General features: G+C 61.7%; 20 protein-coding genes. 9 read left to right on the plus strand and 11 right to left on the minus strand.

Features of this window, described 5'->3' with window-relative positions; all coding sequences use genetic code 11:
- The first annotated feature begins 232 nt into the window (after positions 1-232).
- On the plus strand, positions 233-862 hold the full coding sequence (locus tag KVG88_RS05035) for a response regulator transcription factor (protein ID WP_217870527.1): 630 nt from the start codon (positions 233-235) through the stop codon (positions 860-862).
- Positions 863-996: 134 nt separating this feature from the next.
- Here the strand turns inward: KVG88_RS05035 and feaR are convergent, their stop codons facing one another.
- From feaR to KVG88_RS05080, 9 genes are all read right to left on the minus strand, one after another.
- Complete coding sequence (gene feaR / locus KVG88_RS05040) at positions 997-1,917, minus strand: transcriptional regulator FeaR (RefSeq protein WP_150702411.1); 921 nt, start codon at positions 1,915-1,917, stop codon at positions 997-999.
- Between the two features lie 153 nt (positions 1,918-2,070).
- A complete protein-coding gene (locus KVG88_RS05045) occupies positions 2,071-3,021 on the minus strand; it encodes a PDR/VanB family oxidoreductase (protein WP_217870528.1) in 951 nt (316 codons plus the stop codon).
- Positions 3,022-3,167: 146 nt separating this feature from the next.
- Positions 3,168-3,908, minus strand: coding sequence for an SDR family NAD(P)-dependent oxidoreductase (locus KVG88_RS05050; RefSeq protein ID WP_150702409.1), 741 nt, complete (start codon positions 3,906-3,908; stop codon positions 3,168-3,170).
- 10 nt (positions 3,909-3,918) lie between these two features.
- Positions 3,919-4,419, minus strand: a complete 501-nt coding sequence (locus KVG88_RS05055) for an aromatic-ring-hydroxylating dioxygenase subunit beta (RefSeq protein WP_150702408.1) — start codon at positions 4,417-4,419, stop codon at positions 3,919-3,921.
- Positions 4,416-5,699, minus strand: coding sequence for an aromatic ring-hydroxylating oxygenase subunit alpha (locus tag KVG88_RS05060; protein ID WP_217870529.1), 1,284 nt, complete (start codon positions 5,697-5,699; stop codon positions 4,416-4,418). Before KVG88_RS05060 ends, KVG88_RS05055 begins: the two co-directional genes overlap by 4 nt.
- 23 nt (positions 5,700-5,722) lie before the next feature.
- Positions 5,723-6,847, minus strand: coding sequence for an amidase (locus KVG88_RS05065; protein ID WP_217870530.1), 1,125 nt, complete (start codon positions 6,845-6,847; stop codon positions 5,723-5,725).
- Positions 6,844-7,314 carry a nuclear transport factor 2 family protein gene (locus KVG88_RS05070; RefSeq protein WP_217870531.1) on the minus strand — a complete coding sequence of 157 codons (471 nt, stop codon included), beginning with the start codon at positions 7,312-7,314 and terminating at the stop codon, positions 6,844-6,846. Before KVG88_RS05070 ends, KVG88_RS05065 begins: the two co-directional genes overlap by 4 nt.
- A gap of 3 nt (positions 7,315-7,317) precedes the next feature.
- Positions 7,318-7,689 (minus strand): hypothetical protein, encoded by a 372-nt coding sequence (locus tag KVG88_RS05075; RefSeq protein WP_046040355.1) that lies wholly within the window; start codon positions 7,687-7,689, stop codon positions 7,318-7,320.
- A gap of 31 nt (positions 7,690-7,720) precedes the next feature.
- A complete protein-coding gene (locus KVG88_RS05080) occupies positions 7,721-8,884 on the minus strand; it encodes an acyl-CoA dehydrogenase family protein (protein WP_217870532.1) in 1,164 nt (387 codons plus the stop codon).
- A 328-nt stretch (positions 8,885-9,212) separates the two neighbouring features.
- Here KVG88_RS05080 and KVG88_RS05085 point away from each other — a divergent pair, with 328 nt between their 5' ends.
- The 6 genes from KVG88_RS05085 to KVG88_RS05110 all read left to right on the plus strand — a co-directional run bounded on the left by KVG88_RS05085 (position 9,213) and on the right by KVG88_RS05110 (position 14,459).
- Complete coding sequence (locus KVG88_RS05085) at positions 9,213-10,694, plus strand: PAS domain-containing sensor histidine kinase (protein ID WP_217870533.1); 1,482 nt, start codon at positions 9,213-9,215, stop codon at positions 10,692-10,694.
- A gap of 225 nt (positions 10,695-10,919) precedes the next feature.
- Positions 10,920-12,071, plus strand: a complete 1,152-nt coding sequence (locus tag KVG88_RS05090) for an amine dehydrogenase large subunit (protein WP_217870534.1) — start codon at positions 10,920-10,922, stop codon at positions 12,069-12,071.
- Positions 12,072-12,084: 13 nt separating this feature from the next.
- Positions 12,085-12,624 (plus strand): MauE/DoxX family redox-associated membrane protein, encoded by a 540-nt coding sequence (locus tag KVG88_RS05095; RefSeq protein WP_150703478.1) that lies wholly within the window; start codon positions 12,085-12,087, stop codon positions 12,622-12,624.
- Positions 12,625-12,629: 5 nt separating this feature from the next.
- Positions 12,630-13,250 (plus strand): methylamine dehydrogenase accessory protein MauD, encoded by a 621-nt coding sequence (gene mauD / locus KVG88_RS05100; protein ID WP_150703479.1) that lies wholly within the window; start codon positions 12,630-12,632, stop codon positions 13,248-13,250.
- 18 nt (positions 13,251-13,268) lie between these two features.
- Entirely contained in the window at positions 13,269-13,790 is a 522-nt protein-coding gene (locus tag KVG88_RS05105; RefSeq protein WP_027620621.1) for a methylamine dehydrogenase light chain, read from the plus strand.
- A gap of 147 nt (positions 13,791-13,937) precedes the next feature.
- Complete coding sequence (locus KVG88_RS05110) at positions 13,938-14,459, plus strand: cytochrome C (protein WP_150703480.1); 522 nt, start codon at positions 13,938-13,940, stop codon at positions 14,457-14,459.
- On the opposite strand, the gene mug is transcribed toward KVG88_RS05110, so the two are convergent.
- Together mug and KVG88_RS05120 are read right to left on the minus strand one after the other, a co-directional pair.
- Positions 14,453-14,971 carry a G/U mismatch-specific DNA glycosylase gene (gene mug, locus KVG88_RS05115; protein ID WP_217870535.1) on the minus strand — a complete coding sequence of 173 codons (519 nt, stop codon included), beginning with the start codon at positions 14,969-14,971 and terminating at the stop codon, positions 14,453-14,455. The two genes, KVG88_RS05110 and mug, sit on opposite strands and share 7 nt — an antisense overlap.
- Complete coding sequence (locus tag KVG88_RS05120) at positions 14,964-15,590, minus strand: TetR/AcrR family transcriptional regulator (RefSeq protein ID WP_150703482.1); 627 nt, start codon at positions 15,588-15,590, stop codon at positions 14,964-14,966. The genes mug and KVG88_RS05120 overlap by 8 nt, the downstream gene beginning before the upstream one ends.
- A gap of 250 nt (positions 15,591-15,840) precedes the next feature.
- On the opposite strand from KVG88_RS05120, the gene KVG88_RS05125 reads away from it, so the two are divergent.
- Entirely contained in the window at positions 15,841-16,959 is a 1,119-nt protein-coding gene (locus KVG88_RS05125) for an HlyD family secretion protein (protein ID WP_217870536.1), read from the plus strand.
- On the plus strand, positions 16,959-18,458 hold the full coding sequence (locus KVG88_RS05130; RefSeq protein WP_217870537.1) for a DHA2 family efflux MFS transporter permease subunit: 1,500 nt from the start codon (positions 16,959-16,961) through the stop codon (positions 18,456-18,458). Before KVG88_RS05125 ends, KVG88_RS05130 begins: the two co-directional genes overlap by 1 nt.
- Positions 18,459-18,471 lie beyond the last annotated feature (13 nt).

The following is an 18,471-nucleotide window of genomic DNA, read 5'->3' on the forward strand; positions in this document are numbered from 1 at the left end:
GCCATCGTGCGGCCCGTAGGTGATGGAACAAGACTAAGGCTGCGGCTACGGCGCAACCATTCTGACGATCCCCATGGTGAGGTTGGGTTTCCGCTAGTCGACTAGGTGGTTTCTTTATCGCAAGGGCCGGCCACAGTGGGTATTCTGCACACTGGCCTCACAAAGATGAGCCGCTGTGTGCCGTACGTTCGCGTGCGAAAACAATAATTAGAAGACTTTCGTGGCAGCCCTGATGGAAACCCGCAAACCGATTGTTTACATCGTTGACGACGACAAGGACCTGCGCACTTCGCTGGCGTGGCTGCTGGAGTCCGTCAGTGTGCAGGCGCAGTGCTTTGCCGGCGCCGAAGAGTTCCTGAGCCAATACGACCCCAAGCAGCCCGCCTGCCTGGTGCTCGACGTGCGCATGCCGGAGACCAGCGGTTTCCAGTTGCAGGAAATCCTCAACCAGCGCGGCAGCACCTTGCCGACCATTTTCGTCTCGGCCCATGGCGACATCCCGATGTCGGTCACGGCAATGAAGAACGGTGCGCTGGATTTCGTCGAGAAGCCCTACAACCCGCAGCAGATGATCGACCGCATCCAGGCCGCGCTGAAGACCGCCGTGCACGCCCAGGCGGACCAGCAGCAGCGTCAGAACCTGCAAGGCAAACTCGCACTGCTGACCACCCGCGAGCGTGAAGTGTTGATGCTGGTGATCGATGGCAAGGCCAGCAAGGTGATCGCCCGGGAGCTGAACATCAGCGTGAAGACCGTTGACGTGCATCGCACCAAGATCAAGGAAAAGATGGGCGTGAGCAGCATCGCCATGCTGGTGCGCGAGGTGCTGCATTTGCCGGTGGATGAGCCGGTGCGGCATTGAGGGATTTGTGGCGGTCATGAGGCCGCCATCGCGGGCAAGCCCGCTCCCACAGGGATCTCGGATGTACGCAACACTTGCGTACGACAACAATCACTGTGGGAGCGGGCTTGCCCGCGATGAACGATAACGCGGTGTCAGACCTGGCTATACCGCTTGCGATAAGCACCCGGCGACACGCCAAAGCGTGATTTGAACGCCGACGAGAAGTAGCTGGAATCCGAGAATCCCCACGCATAACACAACGCCGAGAGCTTCTGCTCGACATCGGCGCGGCGCAGGTTTTCCGCGCAGAAGTCCAGCCGGCGATGCTTGATGTATTGCGCCACCACCAGCCCGCGCTTGGAGAACATCCGGTACAGCCCTCGCACCGACACCCCCACCTCCCGTGCGATCAGCTCGGGGCAAAGCGCTTCGTCACTGATGTGCTGGTCGATGAAAGCGATGATCTTGCGAAATTGCCGCTCGTGGGAATCGCCGCCACTGTCCTGGGCGCTGATGCCCGGCAGCAACAGGCTGGCCAGCGCATCGAGCACGGCCTCGCTTTCCTGCATGTCCAGGCCTTCCTGCTGGCGCGTCTCCAGCACCAGCTTGTTGGCCATCGACGCCAAAGGGCTGCTGGCGGCGATGCGGGTGGCGCAATTGACCGCATTGAAATGCGAGCCACGCTCGACCACCTGACGCGGCAGAATCAACGACAACTGTCGGCAATCATCGTTGTAGATCATGTCGCTCGGACGGCTGGCGTCGATCAAGGCGATGTCTCCACAACCCAGTTGTGCGCGGTTGTCGCCCTGCTCCAGATGCGAGCTGCCACGCAGCTGGAACACCGCGTAATAGTGGCCGTCGCTGCTGGTGCTGACGTCCTTGCTGGTGCGATACAAATGCACGTGCGCCATGTCGACCACACTCAGGTTGATCGCACCGCTGCGAAATTCCGCCAGTTCGCCATAGAAATCGGAGTCCAGTGCCCGGGCATCGAAACGCCCACAGGCCTGGTTCACCTGGCTCAACCAACTTTCGAACGCCTCGTTGCGCACCGTCGATGCTGTAATCATGTCCGCAAAGCCTCACGTGTTTTTGTTGTTATTGCCGACCGCTTCGTCGAGCGGTTCGGTAAAAAAGTTTCGTCTTCCAGCCATCGCCTCCCTCGATGGTCGCCGGGCGCCATTCAACAGGCTCCGGCGTCAGCTTTCCAGTGAAGAAAGCGCTTAGATGTCCAATACCAGACGAGCGGAAAGTGCCCGGGAAACACAGGCGCAAATCTGCTTGTTGGAAGCCTTTTCCTTGTTGGAAAGGCAGTTGTCACGGTGCTCCGGCACGCCGTCAAGCACTTCGACGATGCAGGTGCCGCAGATGCCTTCGCGGCACTCGGTGTCGATGTCGCAACCGTGGGCCTGCAACACGTCGACCAGGCTGGTGTTGGCCGGCACTTGCAGCACCACGCCGGAGCTGGCCAGTTCCACTTCGAAGGTGCCGGCGGGGGCGCTGTTGGCGGCCGGGTCTGCGGCGAAGTGTTCAAGGTGAATCGAATCATCGGAGCGACTGCGCGCAGCCACTTCCACCACTTTGTTCATGAACGGTGCCGGGCCGCAGGTGTAGACGTGGGCCGCCGGATTGGCGCGCTCCAGGCACGCACTTAATGCGCCGTCCAGGTCCGCCGGCTCGATGCCGTAGTGGAACTCAACATGGTCGGCAAAGGTGTTGGCCAACAGCTCGGTAAACGCCGCGTATTGGGCCGAGCGCGCGAAGTAATGCAGGCGATACGGCTGGCCGCTTTCCGCCAGCTTGTAGGCCATGCTCAGCAGTGGCGTGACGCCAATGCCCGCGGCGAACAGCACATGTTCGCTGGCGCTTTCATCGAGACGGAACAGGTTGCGCGGCGCACCCATTTCCAGCTCCATGCCCTCTTCCACTTGCTCGTGCAGCGCCAGCGAGCCGCCACGCGACTGCGCTTCTTTCTTCACTGCCACCAGGTAGGCGCGGCGATCCTGCGGCGGGCTGCACAGCGAATACTGGCGGGTTACGCCGGTCGGCCCGGTGAGGTCGACGTGGGCACCCGGTTCATAGGTGTCGAGCGGCTGGCCGTCACTGCGCACGAGGCGAAAGGAACGGATATCCAGCGCTTCGTCGACGATCCTTTCGATCTTCACCTTCATCATTGCATCACCTGAATACTTATTTTTCGTTTAACACATCACTTGTAGGAGCTGCCGCAGGCTGCGATCTTTTGATCTTGACCTTAAAAACAAGATCAAAAGATCGCAGCCTGCGGCAGCTCCTACAGGGTCATTTTCCGGCCTTTGAATCAGCGCATGAACAAGCCGCCATTGACGTCCAGGCACGCGCCCGTCACGGAGGTCGCGTTATCGGCGATCAGCAGCAACACGCTGTCGGCGATGAACGCAGGGTCTCCGAGGGTGCCGGCCGGGATCATCTTGAGGATCTGTTCCAGACGCTCCGGGGCCACACTTTCACGCACTATCGGCAAGTCCAGCGGGCCCGGCGAAATGCTGTTGACCGTCACGCCCTGAGGCGCCAGTTCACGGGCGAAAACCTTGGTCAGTGTCGCCACGCCACCCTTGGCCGCCGCGTAATGCGCGCCGGTGGCGGTGCCGCCGTTCTGCCCGGCCAGGGACGCGATGTTGACGATTCGGCCGAAGCCACGTTCGGCAAAGTGCGCGCCGAACACCTGGCACGCCACGAAAGTGCCGCGCAGGTTGATCGCCATCGACTCGTCGAACTCTTCCGGCGTGATGTCCATCAACGCCGCGACTTTCGACACACCGGCGTTGTTCACCAGAATGTCGGTGCCGCCCCAGCGCTCGGCAAGCAGATCACGGGCAAGCTGGAACGCCGCTTTGCTGCGCACGTCGAGCTCGATGGCCATGGCGCTGGCGCCGCTGCTATCGAGTTCCAAAGCCAAACGTTGCACGCCATCGAGGCGCACATCCGCCAGACCGACGCGGTATCCCGCGGCATGCAGACGACGGGCGATGCACTCGCCCAGCCCGCGCGAGGCACCCGTTACAAGGGCTACTCGACTCATGATGTTGCCCTCACAAAAGGAAGCCGAGCGCGCTCAGGCTGTCGGTGGAGTTGATCAGGCGCACCACTTTGCGCTCCAGGCTCGGCACACCATCGGTGAAGCGAATGCGGTGGTTCAGGTCGGCCACGAACGGCGTGTGCACGCCGCGCTTGTAGGCGTACAGCAACTGCGCCGAGTTCACTTCGACGATGTCACCGGCCGCTTCCACCAGGCGGAAACGCGAAACCGTGCGAATGGTTTTCGCCGCGTCCACCGCAGACGGCGAGTAGCCGGCGGTCAGGCGTTCGATACGCAAATCACGCATGCGTGCATCGTCGTAGGCGTAGTTGAGCGTTGCTTCGAAATCTTCGGTGTCCGGGTCGATCGGCACGATGTACTTGCCGCTTTCGCTCCACAAGGTCGCCCATTCGGCGTAGTTCTTGTGATCGAGCAGTTCGGCTTCGCGCCAGATGAATTCGATGGCCTGGGCCAACGGGCCGGAAAAACCGTTCAGGGTGTCTTGATTGCTCATTGGCTCATCATCCTTTTCCACATGTCGTAGGCACCGCGCATGCCGCCTTCGTCGGTGGCGTGGCTGACCTTGTCGCCGTTTTCAGCGGTGATTTCGCGGTTCAGGCCGCGGTTGACCAGGATTGGCGCATCGACGCCGGCGTACGAGCCGCGCTGCACGCGGTCCCAGGCCTCGGCATCGTCTGGGCTGCCGAAACCGAACGGGCCCTGGAAGTGTTCGTGGATGCGCATGCGTTCGCGGTTGGCGATTTCCGGGCCGCCGTCCATGCCGAGGGCGACGTGACGGATCTCGGTTTCGGTGACCGACACCGGGCGCAGCACGCGGAAGAACGACATCGACATCGCCACGTTCGGGAACAGGTTCAGGTTGAAACCGGCGCCGTGCAGCGAGCGCACGATGCGACGGACCTGATCGGCCGGCATGGTTTTCGACAGTTCTTCGGTGACGTGAGCAAAGCGTTCCTGCAACTGCTCGGTGCCGTCGTCGTGATCAAGGTCGACGTGCTCCGGCACCATGACCATCACGCTGTGGCCGTTGCCCAGCGAATGGGTCACGGCTTGTTCGTCGGTCATGAACGAGAGCATTTCGGAGGTTTCTTCATCGACCGACGACATGAACGACTTGTGCACGATCGGGAAGTGGTAACCGTCGGTGGTGTTTTCCAGCTGGATCTTCCAGTTGCCCTTGAAGCTGAACTTGTGTTCGCCCTGGGTCTTGATCGGGTAGCCGGCGCCCTGCTTCATGAACAGGTCCATCCAGTGCTTGGCCCCGCCGAGGAAGTCTTCCAGCGGCTCGATCTCGTCGTTGTAGCTGGCGAACACCATGCCGGCGTAGCTTTCGACGCGCAGGCTGGTCAGCGGCAATTCGGATTTTTCCAGGATGCCTTCGTAGCCATCCGGATACGGCAGCGCACGCAATTTGCCGTCCAGGCCATACGACCAGCTGTGGTACGGGCAGGTGAAACCCGTAGCGTTGCCCTTGTGCTTCTCGCACACGGTCGCACCACGGTGGCGGCACCGGTTTTCCAACACATTGATGTTGTTCTTCTTGTCGCGCACGACGATCACCGGGCGACGGCCGATCATGGCGGTTTTGAAGTCGCCGCTGTTGCGCACTTCGCTTTCGTGGGCAACCCACACCCAGGTGCGGTAGAAAATCTTGTCCAGTTCGGCTTCGAACAGCGCCGGGTCGTTGTACAGCGAGACGTCAACGCGGTCGTGCTGGACCAGCTCTTCGGGGCTTTTCGACGTCGCGATCAGCGGATATTCATGAGTGCTCATGCGGTTCTCCTCATGGCTTCTTTTTATGATTGATTGGTTGAGGCTTGCAGCTGCGCACCAAAGGCGCAGACCAGTTCGTCCTGACCTTTGCGACCGACGATCTGCAGACCGACTTTCAGCCCGCCGCAATCGAGTTCCACCGGCACCGTCAGGGCCGGGTGGCCGCTGAGGTTGAAAGGCCGAACCAGCGGGGTCATGCCGGCCACGGCTTTGCTGCCTGCGCGGGCTTCGCTGAGGGTCGGCGGCAAGGTCGGCAGCGTCGGCAGCAGCAATACGGAAAAATCTTCCAACGCCGCGTCCACTTGTTGGGTGAACGCCGTGCGCACGGCTTCGGCCTGGGCCAGTTCTTCACGGGTGGTGCGGCTGGCCGCCAGCAGACGAGTCTCCACATCGGCGCCGATCAGGCCTTTGCCGGTGAGGTGACCGAACGCGGCCCAGTTTTCAAAATTGATCACGGTCAGGCCGGCGGCGAACGCTGCTTCGAATTCGCTCAGGTGCAGGTTGCCGCGGCGCCATCCGGCACGGTCGGCGGCGGCCCCCAGGCAGGCTTGCAGGTGCGGATCGCAGCCCACGTCAAGGAAGGCGACTTTTGCCCCGGCGCCCGGCAGGCCCTGCATTTCAAAGCCCGGGCAGATCACCTGCATCGCGGCAATCAAGTCATCCATGGAGCGGGCGAATGGGCCGACGCAATCGAGGCTGGATTCCAGAGGATGCGCACCGACGCGGCTGACGCGACCGTAAGTCGGTTTGAGTCCGGCCACCCCGCAGCACGCTGCCGGTACTCGCACCGAACCACCGGTGTCGGTGCCAATGGAGATGTCGGCCAAACCCGCCGCGACCGCCGAAGCCGAACCGCTGGACGAGCCGCCAGGCACGCGATCCGGCGCTTGCGGGTTGATCGGTGTGCCGGTCCAGTCGTTGATGCCGGTGACGCCGAACGCCAGTTCATGCAGGTTGGTCTTGCCGACAATCTGCCAGCCCGCGCCCAGGATCGCGTCGACCACTTCGGCGTTTTTGGTCGCCGCCGGTGCATCGGCAAACGCGCGGCTGCCCGAACGTGTCGGGTGACCGGTGATGTCGATGGAGTCCTTGATGGCGACGCGTTTGCCGTTGCCGCCGAGGAGGAATTCGCTGATGAACGTACTCATGCATTCAGCTCCGTATTGAACAAGCGTTGCGTGCGGAAATGCGCGATTTGCCAGACGCCGTCCACGCAGCGGAAATCAATGTTCAGGCGCGTGCCGAACAGCTCATTACGGCCATCGGCGTAGGTGGAAATCTGCTGCATGATCCACTGCCCTTGCGCCGCCCTGCCGTCGACCACGATCGACTCGCTGGTGAGGTAATGCAGGTTGAGCTGGAAGTGGTCAGACGGCGGCAGGTAACCACCGACGAACGCCGCGATGGCCTCACGCCCCTGATGCTGGCCGAAGGTTTTTGCGGTCTTGGTGCCGAGGCCTTCCCAGATCGCATCTTCGGTGAACAATTGCGCCAACTGGCTCAGATGAATCGCCGCCCGCGGCACATCGCACAGGTCCATGTAGCGCGCCATCAGGCGGCGCACTGCACTTTCCCCTTCGAGCGTCGCCAGACGCTGCAGCAAGGCTTCGTTCATGGCTTACACCTTGGCCGCATCAGGAATGGTCAGCGGACGACCGATGCGCGCTTCGATCTTGGCGTAGCGCCACAGGCTGTACTGGCCAACCGGCGTGGTGCGGAACAGGTTGCAGGCGTCGATCACCGACTGGTGGCAGTCGACGTCGGCCATGATGTAGACGGTCCACGGCGAGGTGGTGGACGGGCCGACCATCAAACGGTCGTCGTCCATCGCGCCGAGCACGGTGATGCCGGGCATGGCGCCGAGGTCACCCATCATCTGGCTGAAGCCCTTCCAGACGCTCAGGCCTTCACCGGTCGGCAGGTCGAAAAAGTTCTGGGTGATGCCGATGCAGAAGACGACGCGCAATGGTTCCTGGGTAGCTTGGGACATGCTGTTGATCCTTTGAAAAATGGATGGAAATTCAGATGTAGCCCGGGAACGGCGGGACGCCGAGGAACACCGAGCCGGCGCCGTCGTACAGGCCTTCGCTGAGGAAGGCGTGTTGGGTCACTACCATCGAGTCGCGCAGGTAGCGTTGCAGCGGATGGCGCAGGTAAATGGCGGTGGTGCCGGCGAGGCTGTAGGCGCTTTGCACCACTTCGGCACCGGCCTGGGAAACGTGGATCGCCGACAGGCGCAACAGGCTGGTCTGCTCCGGCGTGACCGGGTTGCCTTTGATGATCGAGTTCCACACCTGTTCGGTGGCGTTGTAGAAAAATCCGCGTGCGGCGGCGAGCTTGGCTTCGGCCTTGGCGATTTCGATGCGCACGTAAGCGCGGTCGGACAGTTTCGGTGCGCCGGTGATGCCCGAACCACCCGCCATGCGGCTGATTTCGTCGAGGGCCGCACGGGCCAGACCGAGGTTGACCACTGCCAGCACTTGCGCGGCGTAGGCAATCGACGGATAGCGGAACAGCGGTTCGTCGATGGTCGAGGCACCGCCACGGATGAAGGTCCAGCGTTCGTCAACGCGCTTATCGGTCACACGCAGGTCATGGCTGCCGGTGCCTTTGAGGCCGACTACATCCCAGTTCTCGACGATGTCGACTTGCTCCGGGCGAAATACCGCAGTGCGCGGCTTGCCGCCAGCGGCGCCGATGCCCACGCCCAACAGGTCTGCGCCTTTGCAGCCGCTGGCGAATTTCCAGGTGCCGTTGACTTGGTAGCCGCCTTCCACGGCTTCGGCCGGTTGCAACGGGAACAAGCCGCCGGCGAACACCAGGTCGGGGCTGTCGGCGTAGAGTTCCGCCAGGGTTTCGCGTGGCAAAGCCGCCAGGTAAACACCGGCGCTGCCGAAGCTGGCCACCCAGCCCGCCGAGCCATCGGCTTCGGAGATGCGTTCGATCATTTGCAGGAACAGCGCTGGCGCCAGCGCATCACCGCCGAAGCATTTCGGCGTGGCGGCACGGTAGATGCCCACTTGTTTGAAACGCTCGATCATGTCCCGTGGCACATGAGAGACCGCGTCGAATTCTTCACGACGCTGGCGCACTTCATCCAGTACCTGCGCAAAGGCCTGGCTATCGACGACGTTCTCGTCAACACCGATCAGAGCGTCTTGTTGCGCAACCGCTGAACGCAGCATGGGCTTTCTCCGTTTTGCTTATTGTTAGTGGGGCCTCACCGTTACCTGTAGGAGCTGCCGAAGGCTGCGATCTTTTGATGTTGATGTTCAAGAATCGAAAGATCGCAGCCTTCGGCAGCGCCTACAGGGTGTGGTGGTCACCCTTGCATTGCGGTCCAGTGTAAAAACCGCACCCCGGCGCAACTATTGGTGCGTGCAGCCCCCCGACTAAAGAAAACCCCTAGGCCGATACCCCATACCTCTGAGCGCATCCCCATGCGCGAGCGGGTATAAAACGCCATACTTCCGGCTCCACCGGTCGGAACTCACTGCCACCAAGGGCTGCGCGATGTACTTGCCGAAACCGAACGACTTTTATGCGCTGATCGAAGCCATGCCGCTGTGCATCATTCTTCACGACGCGCACACCAAGGAAATTCTCTGGGCCAACGCCGCCGCCCTGGCCGCGCTGGGCTTTACCCTGGAAGAACTGACGCCGCTCAAGGCGCCGGACATGACCCGCGACGCCCCGAAATACCGGCGCTCGGTGGGCTTGCGCTGGCTCGAAGGCGCCGCGCGCACAGGCCAGCGCGCCATCGAGTGGTGCTATCGCTCCAAGCAAGGCGTGGAGATTCTTTCCGAAGCGGTGGCGACGCTGGTGCACCTGGACGGTCGCGATGTGCTGATGGTGCAGTTCCGCGACATCTCCAAAGAAGACAAGGTCAAACGCGATCTCAAGCGCTTCGAGAGCCGGCTCAAGGCCTTCATGCAGGATCTGGCCGAAGGGGTGGCTGTGCTGGGGCCAGACGGTGATATCCGTTTTATCAGCGACTCCGGTGCGCACTTGCTCGATAGCGAAGTGCATCAGTTGATGGGCAAGAATTTTCTCGGCTGGTGCGACGACGCTTCACGCCAGCGGCTGTTGCAACAGCTCGCCAACGAAACGCCGGAACACGCGCCGTTCAGCGTTCACTACAAAGTGCAGCGGTGCGACGGCGAGTGGCGCTGGCATGACGCGACTTGCCGCTACATCGAGATTGAGGACGATCTGGTCGGTCATCTGCTGTTGTTCCGCGATGTCACCGAGCAGGTGCAGGCTGAAGAGGCGCGGCGGGTCAGCGAGCAGAAACTGGAATACCTGGCGCGTTACAACGCCATGGGAGAAATGGCCGTGGCCATCGCCCACGAGTTGAGCCAGCCACTGGCCGCGACGCGTAATTTCATTGAAGGCACGGTGATTCGTCTGGGCAACGTGGCCGATGCCGACCCCGGCGTCACCTGGGGTTTGCAGAGCGCCGTGCGGCAAATCGAGCACGCTTCGGTGATCATCAAGAGCGTGCGCGATTACGTGGTCAAGCTTGAGCAAAGCGAAGAGCTGGTCGACCTTAACGAGTTGCTGCGCGAGACCCGCTACTTCATCAGTTTGCGCGCCGATCCGAGTCTGGTACGCGTGGAAATCGTCACCTCGGCCGAGCCGCTGCGGGTGAGCTGCGAGAAAGTGTTGATCGGCCAGGTGATCCTCAATCTGGCGTTCAACGCCATTGAAGAAATGGCCGACCTGCCCATCGAGCGCCGATTGCTGCGCATCCATGCCCGCGCCGACAACGGCGTGGCGCTGGTGCGCATTGAAGACAGCGGGCGCGGCATCCAGGCCCAGGCGCAAGAAAAGCTGTTCGACGGTTTCTTCTCGTCCAAGGTCAGCGGCAACGGCATCGGCCTGGCGCTGTGCAAGAACATCATCGGCCGTCATCGCGGCGATATCTGGGCGCAAAACCAGGAGCCTTGCGGCGCTGTTTTCAGCTTCTCCCTCCCCCTCGCTTCCTCCCTCTAAAAGCAAAAGATCGCAGCCTGCGGCAGCTCCTACAGGAGAAATACGAACCCTGTAGGAGCTGCCGCAGGCTGCGATCTTTTGATCTTTGGCCATCACTGGCACAGATACACAAACACTTGGCAGACAGCGCAATTCCCCGATTTGCCGGGCGAGGCACTATTCGATGGTCAGAATCTGCCCACTCACCCGCGATCCGCGTTACCAACAATTCAGGAAGTTCCCCTTATGCGAACAAACAGGATCTCCGTACAGTCAGCGCTAGGCCTGAGCCTGCTTGTACTCGGCTTGAACAGTGCCCGTGCGGACCTGCCGGCCGACACCGGCATCGGCCAGACCACCCTGGCCTTCCCCGCTGAACCGCACCGCGCGTTCGTCGTCGATGTCGAATTCGAAAGCTTCGTCGCCGGCCGCGTCACCGTGGTCGACCCGGATCAGAAGCGCGTGTTGGGCATGGTGCCGACCGGTTTCGCCGCGCCTTCGGCCCTGAGCCATGACGGCAAGCTGCTCTACAGCGCCGACATCTGGTATTCCCGTGGCACCCGTGGCACCCGTACCGACGTGCTGACCGCTTGGGACACCTCGACCCTGTCGCCGGCCTGGGAAGTGCTGATCCCGAACAAGCGCGCCGAATCGCTGACCCAGCGCTACGGCCTGAAGACCAGCGGCGATGACCGCTTCGTCTACGTCTACAACTTCACCCCGTCGACCTCGGTGACCGTGGTCGATACCCAGAGCAAAGCCGTTGCGACCGAGATCGCGATCCCTGGCTGCGTGCTCAACTACCCGGTCGGCAAACGTCGCTTCGCCTCGCTGTGCGGCGACGGCAGCCTGCAAGTGGTGACACTGAACGATCAGGGACAGGAAACCGCTCGCAACCGCACGCCGTTCTTTGACCCGAACGCCGAGAAACTGGTCGAGCGTGCGGTCAACGTCGGCGACACCTACTACTTCACCACCACCACCGGCACCGTGCGCGGCGTGGACTTCTCCGGCGACACGCCGAAAATCCTGCCGAGCTGGTCGCTGACCACCGACGAGGAAAAGAAGGCCGGCTGGGCGCCGGGTGGCTGGCAGTTGATGGCCGTCGCACCCAAGCTGAACCGCTTGTACGTGCTGATGCACGACGCTCATGAACCGATGAAGTGGGAAGACCCAAGCACCTTCATCTGGGCCTATGACCTCAAGACCATGAAGAAAATCGCCACCCTGGAAGCCCCGGCACCGGTGTGGAGCATGCAGGCAACCGGCGACGACAAGCCGCTGTTGCTGGGCACCGATGTTGAAGGTGGCTTGCAGATTTTCGACCTCAAGACCAACAAGCACACCGGCAGCATGGCCAAGGTCGCCAAAACCGCGACTCAGGTCATGAGCTACTAAACGAGGTTCGGCCATGCAATCAGATCCGATCTTCATCATAGCCAGCGCGCTCGCCGTTTCGGCGCTGCTGGCCAGTGCCGCAACGCACAAGGTGCGGGCGCCGGCACGCTTCGCCAAACAGCTGGCGGACTACCAATTGCTGCCCGCTGCACTGGTGCGCCCGAGCGCTCGGTTGATTCCGCTGCTGGAACTCGCCATTGCTTTCGCGCTGCTGGTTCCGCTCAGCCGCGGCTGGGCGGCGTTGAGTGCGGCCAGCCTGCTGGCGCTGTACGCGGCGGCTATCGGCATCAACCTGTGGCGCGGTCGTCGTGACATCGACTGCGGCTGTGCCGGCCCGGACCAGGCGCAACCGCTGCGCCCGGTCCTGCTGCTGCGCAACAGCGTGCTGGTGGCGGTAGCGCTGCTGGCGAGCGTGGCGCCGGTGGTGCGTGACATGACTGTGTTCGATGGCTTTGTGACCGTGGCCGCCGCCGCTGTTGCGCTGCTCATCTACGCCGCGGCCGCAGGCCTGATGGCGAACTCCCCTCTTCTGCTCAAATTGATTGGTAGGTAATCAAAATGGAAGGCTTGATCGTTTCCAACGTTCTGCTCTGGGTACTGCTGGTGGCCGTGGCGTTCGTCGTCATGGGCCTGGTTCGTCAGATTGGTGTGCTGCACGGTCGCCTGGCCCCGGCCGGCGCGCTGATGGTCGACAAAGGCGTGGCCGTCAACGAAGCCGCACCGCAAATCACCGCCGCCGACCGTAACGGTCGCCCGGTGAACTTCGGTTATGCCGGCGAGAAATCGCAACTGCTGTTCTTCCTCTCGCCGACCTGCCCGATCTGCAAATCCTTGCTGCCGGCGATCAAATCCATCGCCAAGGAACAGGCCGGGACTCTCGACGTGGTGTTTGTCAGCGATGGCGACATGGACGCCCAGCAAGCACTGATCCGCGAACACAAACTGGAAGACGCGACCTACGTGGTCGGTCCGGAAGTGGGCATGACCTACCAGATCGGCAAGCTGCCGTACGCCGCGCTGATCGACAAGGCCGGCACCCTGCGCGCCAAAGGCCTGGTCAACTCTCGCGAGCACCTGGACAGCCTGTTCGAAGTCGAGCACTTGAAGCACGCCACGCTGCAGCAGTACCTCAATGCTCAGCCTCACGATCATGACCACAGCCACGGCCATAGCCACTGATAAGGCAGGGAGACGTTTATGAAACTGCTGGATCTGTTGTTCGAGCGCTCGACGCGCCGTGTTGCCGACACCACCTCGCGCCGCAAACTGCTGTCGCGCATGGGCTCGCTGATGGTGGCCGGTGCCGCCCTGCCGCTGCTGTTGCCACTGGATCGCACCAGCAAGGCGCTGGCCGCCACTGACCCGAAGGCGGGCGACCCCGGTGATCCGAACAGCTGCGACTACTGGCGTTACTGTTCCATCGACGGCTTTCTGTGCAGCTGCTGCGGTGGTTCGGTGACGTCCTGCCCACCGGGCACCGAAGCCTCGCAAGTGACCTGGATCGGCACCTGCCGCAACCCGGCCGACGGCAAGGACTACATCATTTCGTATAACGACTGCTGCGGTAAGCAAAGCTGCGCCCAGTGCGCCTGCACCCGCAACGACAGTGAAGAACCGGCCTACCGCCCGTTCAACAACAACGATGTGAACTGGTGCCTGGCCGCCAAATCGCACATCTACCACTGCACCGTTTCGATCATCCGCGGCGTGGCGGTCTGACACGCGCTTTGCCGCCGGTTGCCTGTGCACCGGCGGTTTTTTTACAAGATCGCAGCCTACGGCAGCTCCTACATTGTCCGCGTACTCCTGTAGGAGCTGCCGCAGGCTGCGATCTTTTCAGGGCACAACAAACAAGAAGGGGTTGTCATGCGTAAGTTGCTCATCTTCGGCCTGGCCTGCCTCATGACCACCCCGCTCGTCCATGCCCGGGCCATCCCAAACCCTGGCCAGCGCCATGCGCCGGGCAACGAAGAACTGCAAAAGCCCATCGCCGAGGCCAATTACAGCGTTGGCGTGAATTACCAATTGCAATGCGCGGGCTGCCACTTGGGCGACGGCAGCGGTTCCGCCGCCAACGACACGCCGCGGATGAAAGGCTTTGTCGGCAACTTCCTGAAAGTCCCCGGTGGCCGCGAATTCCTGGTGCGGGTGCCAGGCATGTCGCAGTCGGCGTTGAACAACGCGCAACTGGCAGACTTGCTCAACTGGCTGATGCGCGAAGACGGCATGGCCGGCCAGAGCATGCCGGCGGACTATCAGCCTTACAGCGCAGAAGAAGTCGCGGCATTGCGCGCCAAAACCATGCTCAACCTGCCGGGCACCCGAGGCGAGCTGATCAAGGCCATGCGTGCGCAAGGCATCGCGATTGATGACGGGATGAACTACTGAGGCGACTCGAAAGCAGTCCGCCTGAGTTGCTGGTAGGCAACCACCAATTGCTCCAGGTTGAACGCCAGGTTTCGTCCACTGGGGTTGGGCAAGATCCACACGGCGGCATTGCCGATAGTCCTATCCTGAAGTCCCCACTCCACGTTGCGCTGACCGGATAGCGCCGAGTACGCCGCTTTCCCGAGAAACGCCACATAGCGCGGTGCATAACGAGCGATTTTCTGTTCGAAAGCCGCCGCCGCTGCGGTGAACTCTTGCTTCGACAGCTGATCTGCCCGCGCCGTCGGTCGGTCGACCACCGCCGTCAAGCCGCACTGATATTGAAGAATCGTCCGATCGCTTTCCGGCGGCACTAGCCCGGGGGTAAACCCAGCCAGATGCAGCGTGCGCCAGAAGCGATTGCCCCGGCCCGCAAAGTGATGCCCTTGGGCGGCAGCGGTCATGCCGGGGTTGATCCCGCAAAACACCACCGCCAATCCCTCGGCCAATAAGTCTTCAAGCCCCTCACTCACCGCAGATCACGCTCACCGCATTGCGCGCCAACTCGGTCAGTTCGCTGCGGGACTTACCCGCCCGCGCTCGAATCGAAATGCTGTGCAGCAGCGATGACGCCAGTACCGCCAACGCCGCCACGTCGACATCGCCTTTCAATTCGCCGGATTCGATGGCCGTTCGCAGGCGCGCTTCCAGATCGGCGTCGAGGCGGCTGAGCCGATCCGAAAGAACCCCGCGAATTTCCGGGTCCTCAACCGCTTCGGTAGTCGCCGTGCCGATCGCGAAGCAGCCGCGTGGCTGGCCTTCGCCCGAGAAGTAGATCGACAACTGCCCTTCGTAGAAACGCATCAGCGCTTCACGCAGCGTCAGGCCTGGGTCTGTCAGCGCGCCCTGCATCTCGGCCGAGGCCACTTCCCAGTACTGCTCCAGCGCCTTGATGTACAGGGAATGTTTGTCACCGAAGGCTGCATAGAGGCTCGGGCGATTCATTCCCGCCGCCGTGGCGATGCTGTCCAGGGACGCGCCCGAATAGCCGGTGCTCCAGAAAACCCCGAGTGCTTGTTGCAGCGCTGTCTGCGGGTCATACGCACGGGGCCGGCCGCGGCCTTTACCCTCTGTCAGTTTATTTTGTGCCATGTCGTACAAAATCCTTGCAGGAAGGTGAATGTGGGGATATTTTTACACCATCGCACAAAAATAAGGAACCACAAATTCCTTGATCCATGTTTGTTCACGCGAAGCTCGAACCGGGTGTTGCAACGACGAAACAGAGGCGGCGGAGTGATCCTCCCAACCGCCTGCGGGTTTGCTTTCCAACAGCATTTATTCATGTCGGTGCCAGGCGATGACGCCAGGCCCGAATTCCCGGTTAAAGGTGCTTTCGATCATGACGACACAAATCGATATCCCCGCTTCGCAGGCCTTTGAGGCCCAATCGCCCATCAAGAAACCCTTGAAGGAAAAACTCCGGCCCTGGCTGATGGTTGGGGTGCCTGCACTCTTCGCCGCCATTGGCTACACCCACTACATGGCCGGCGTGCCTTTCGTCACCACCGATAACGCCTATGCCCGGGTGGCCAAGGCCTCGATCAACGCACGGATTTCCGGACAGGTTGTCGAAATCGCCGTTGAAGACAATCAGAAGGTGACCAAGGGCCAGGTGCTGTTTCGCATCGATCCCAAGCCGTTGCAGATCGCGATCAATCGTGCCGAAGCACAACTGAGCGTCGCGCGGTTGCGCATCGATGGCCTCAAGGCCAGCTATCGCCAGCAACAAGCGGAACTGCAATCGGCCAAAGAATCGGCGGGTTTCGATCAGAAGGAATTTGCCCGCAAGAAAGCGCTGGTGGCGACCGAGTTCGTTTCCCGCTCGCTTTATGAACGCTCGGAAACCGACCTCAAAGTGTCACGGCAGCGCATCGCCTCGATCGAGCAACAGATCGCCAGCACCGTTGTGGCCTTGAACGGCAACCCGAACATCGAAGCCGACAGCCATCCGAGCGTTCGCGAGGCCAAGGCGCATCTGGACGAAGCGCAGTTGTACCTCGCGTACGCCACGGTTTATGCGCCGGCTGACGGCATCGTTGCCAAGGTCGATGACTTGCAGGTGGGCAACTACCTGAACAACGGCGCACCGGCCTTTGCGTTGATTTCCGATCACGAGATCTGGGTCGAGGCCAACTTCCGTGAAACCCAGGTGACGCACATGCGCCCCGGCCAGGAAGCAACCATCCGCATCGACACCTACCCGGACCGCGTGTTCAAGGCCCACGTCACCAGCATGAGCCCCGGTGCCGGTTCGGACTTCGCCCTGCTGCCGCCGGAAAACGCCACCGGCAACTGGGTGAAGGTTGTTCAGCGGGTACCGGTTCGCCTCGAACTGGATGACGCCGACCCTGCCCTGCCGCTGTTTTCGGGCACCAGTGCCACGGTCAAGGTCGACACCGGATACAGCACGCCATGGTGGCAACCACTCAAATCGTTGCTGACGGCAGGTAACTTCTAATGAACGCCCATGCAGATACAACCCCGAATGCAAGCAGTGCGCGCTCGCTCAGGTTGGCCGTTCTGCTCGCGACTTACATGCAGTCGGCAAACCTGCCGTTGCCAAACGCGGTACTGCGGCTGATTCAAGGCAGCCTGTCGATGACCGACGACCAGGCGGGCTGGATTTTCACCGCGTACCTTGCGGCGAGTGCGATCACCATGCCCGTTGCGCAGTGGCTGGCCGCGCGTTTCGGTTTGAAGTTCGTGTATCAGGCTGCCCTGGCTTTCTTCGTCCTCGGCTTGCTGCTGGCCACGGTGTCCAGCACGCCGCTGGAATTCATCGGCGCTCGCATCATCCAGGGCCTGGCCAGTGGCGTGTTGGCGCCGTTGTCGATGGCGATTGCCATGGAGACATTGGCCCCCGAGAAACGCATGAAGTTTGGCGCGACCTGGACCGCCATCGTCCTCGTGGGCATTGTCAGCGGCCCGAGCATCGGTGGCTGGATCGCCGAGCATTACGACTGGCGTCCGATCTTCTACATCAGCCTGCCGTTGTCGGCGTACATCTTCCTGGTCGTGGCACTGCTGCTGGCGGAGAAAAAAGCCGCGAAGGCGCCGGCGTTCGATTTCTTCGGTTTCGGCACTTTCACGCTGGCGTTGATCAGCCTGCAAATGCTGCTCGACCGCGGCGAACGCCTGGACTGGTTCGACTCGCCGGAAATCTGGATCGAGGCGCTCGCCAGTGCGCTGGGCCTGTACTTGTTCATGATGCACAGGCTGACCAGACAGGTGCACTTCCTCAACAAGCGTCTGTTCGGCGATCGCAATTTCGTGCTGTCGACGATCATCTTTTTCGCCGTCGGTTTCGTGCTGCTGTCGACCATGGCGCTGACCTCGCCGATGCTCGATGAAATCCTCGGCTACCCGCCTGACACCACCGGTGCCTTGACCATCCCGCGCGGTATCGGGCTGGTTGGCGCGTTCCTGTTGATGGGGCGTGTGCCGGAGCGTTTCGACCGTCGGTGGTTCGTGGCGGCGGGTGCGGGCGCGGTGATTTACGCCAATTGGTTGATGCTCGGCTATTCGCCGTTGATGGACTGGTCGCCCGTTGCAGTCACCGGCGCGATCCAGGGGATCGGCATCGGCATGTTGATGCCGTCGCTGACCAAGGTGGCGTTCAGCACCCTTGACCCTGCGCTGCGTCCGGAAGGCACCGGTCTGTTCAATCTTTCGCGGGTGTACGGCAGCACCATTGGTGTGGCGATCGTGCAGGTTTTCTTCTTCAACAATACGCAGGCGATGCATCTGGCGCTTGGCAACAACGTGACGCCCTATAGCGCCGCCGCGCATTTCGGTACCGCGTCGTTGCCACTGCCGGCGCTTGAAGGGCTCAACCACCTGATCACCCACCAGGCTGCGTTCATCGCCGTTGTCGACCAATTCAAGATCCTGATGGTGGCAATGCTGGTGGTCAGCCCGCTGATTCTCTTTCTTCGCAAACCTGCTGCGGCCAACTAGTTTTCGTGGAGTG

Origin of the sequence: Pseudomonas azerbaijanoccidentalis, from assembly GCF_019145495.1 — a bacterium.
Lineage (GTDB): Bacteria > Pseudomonadota > Gammaproteobacteria > Pseudomonadales > Pseudomonadaceae > Aquipseudomonas > Aquipseudomonas azerbaijanoccidentalis.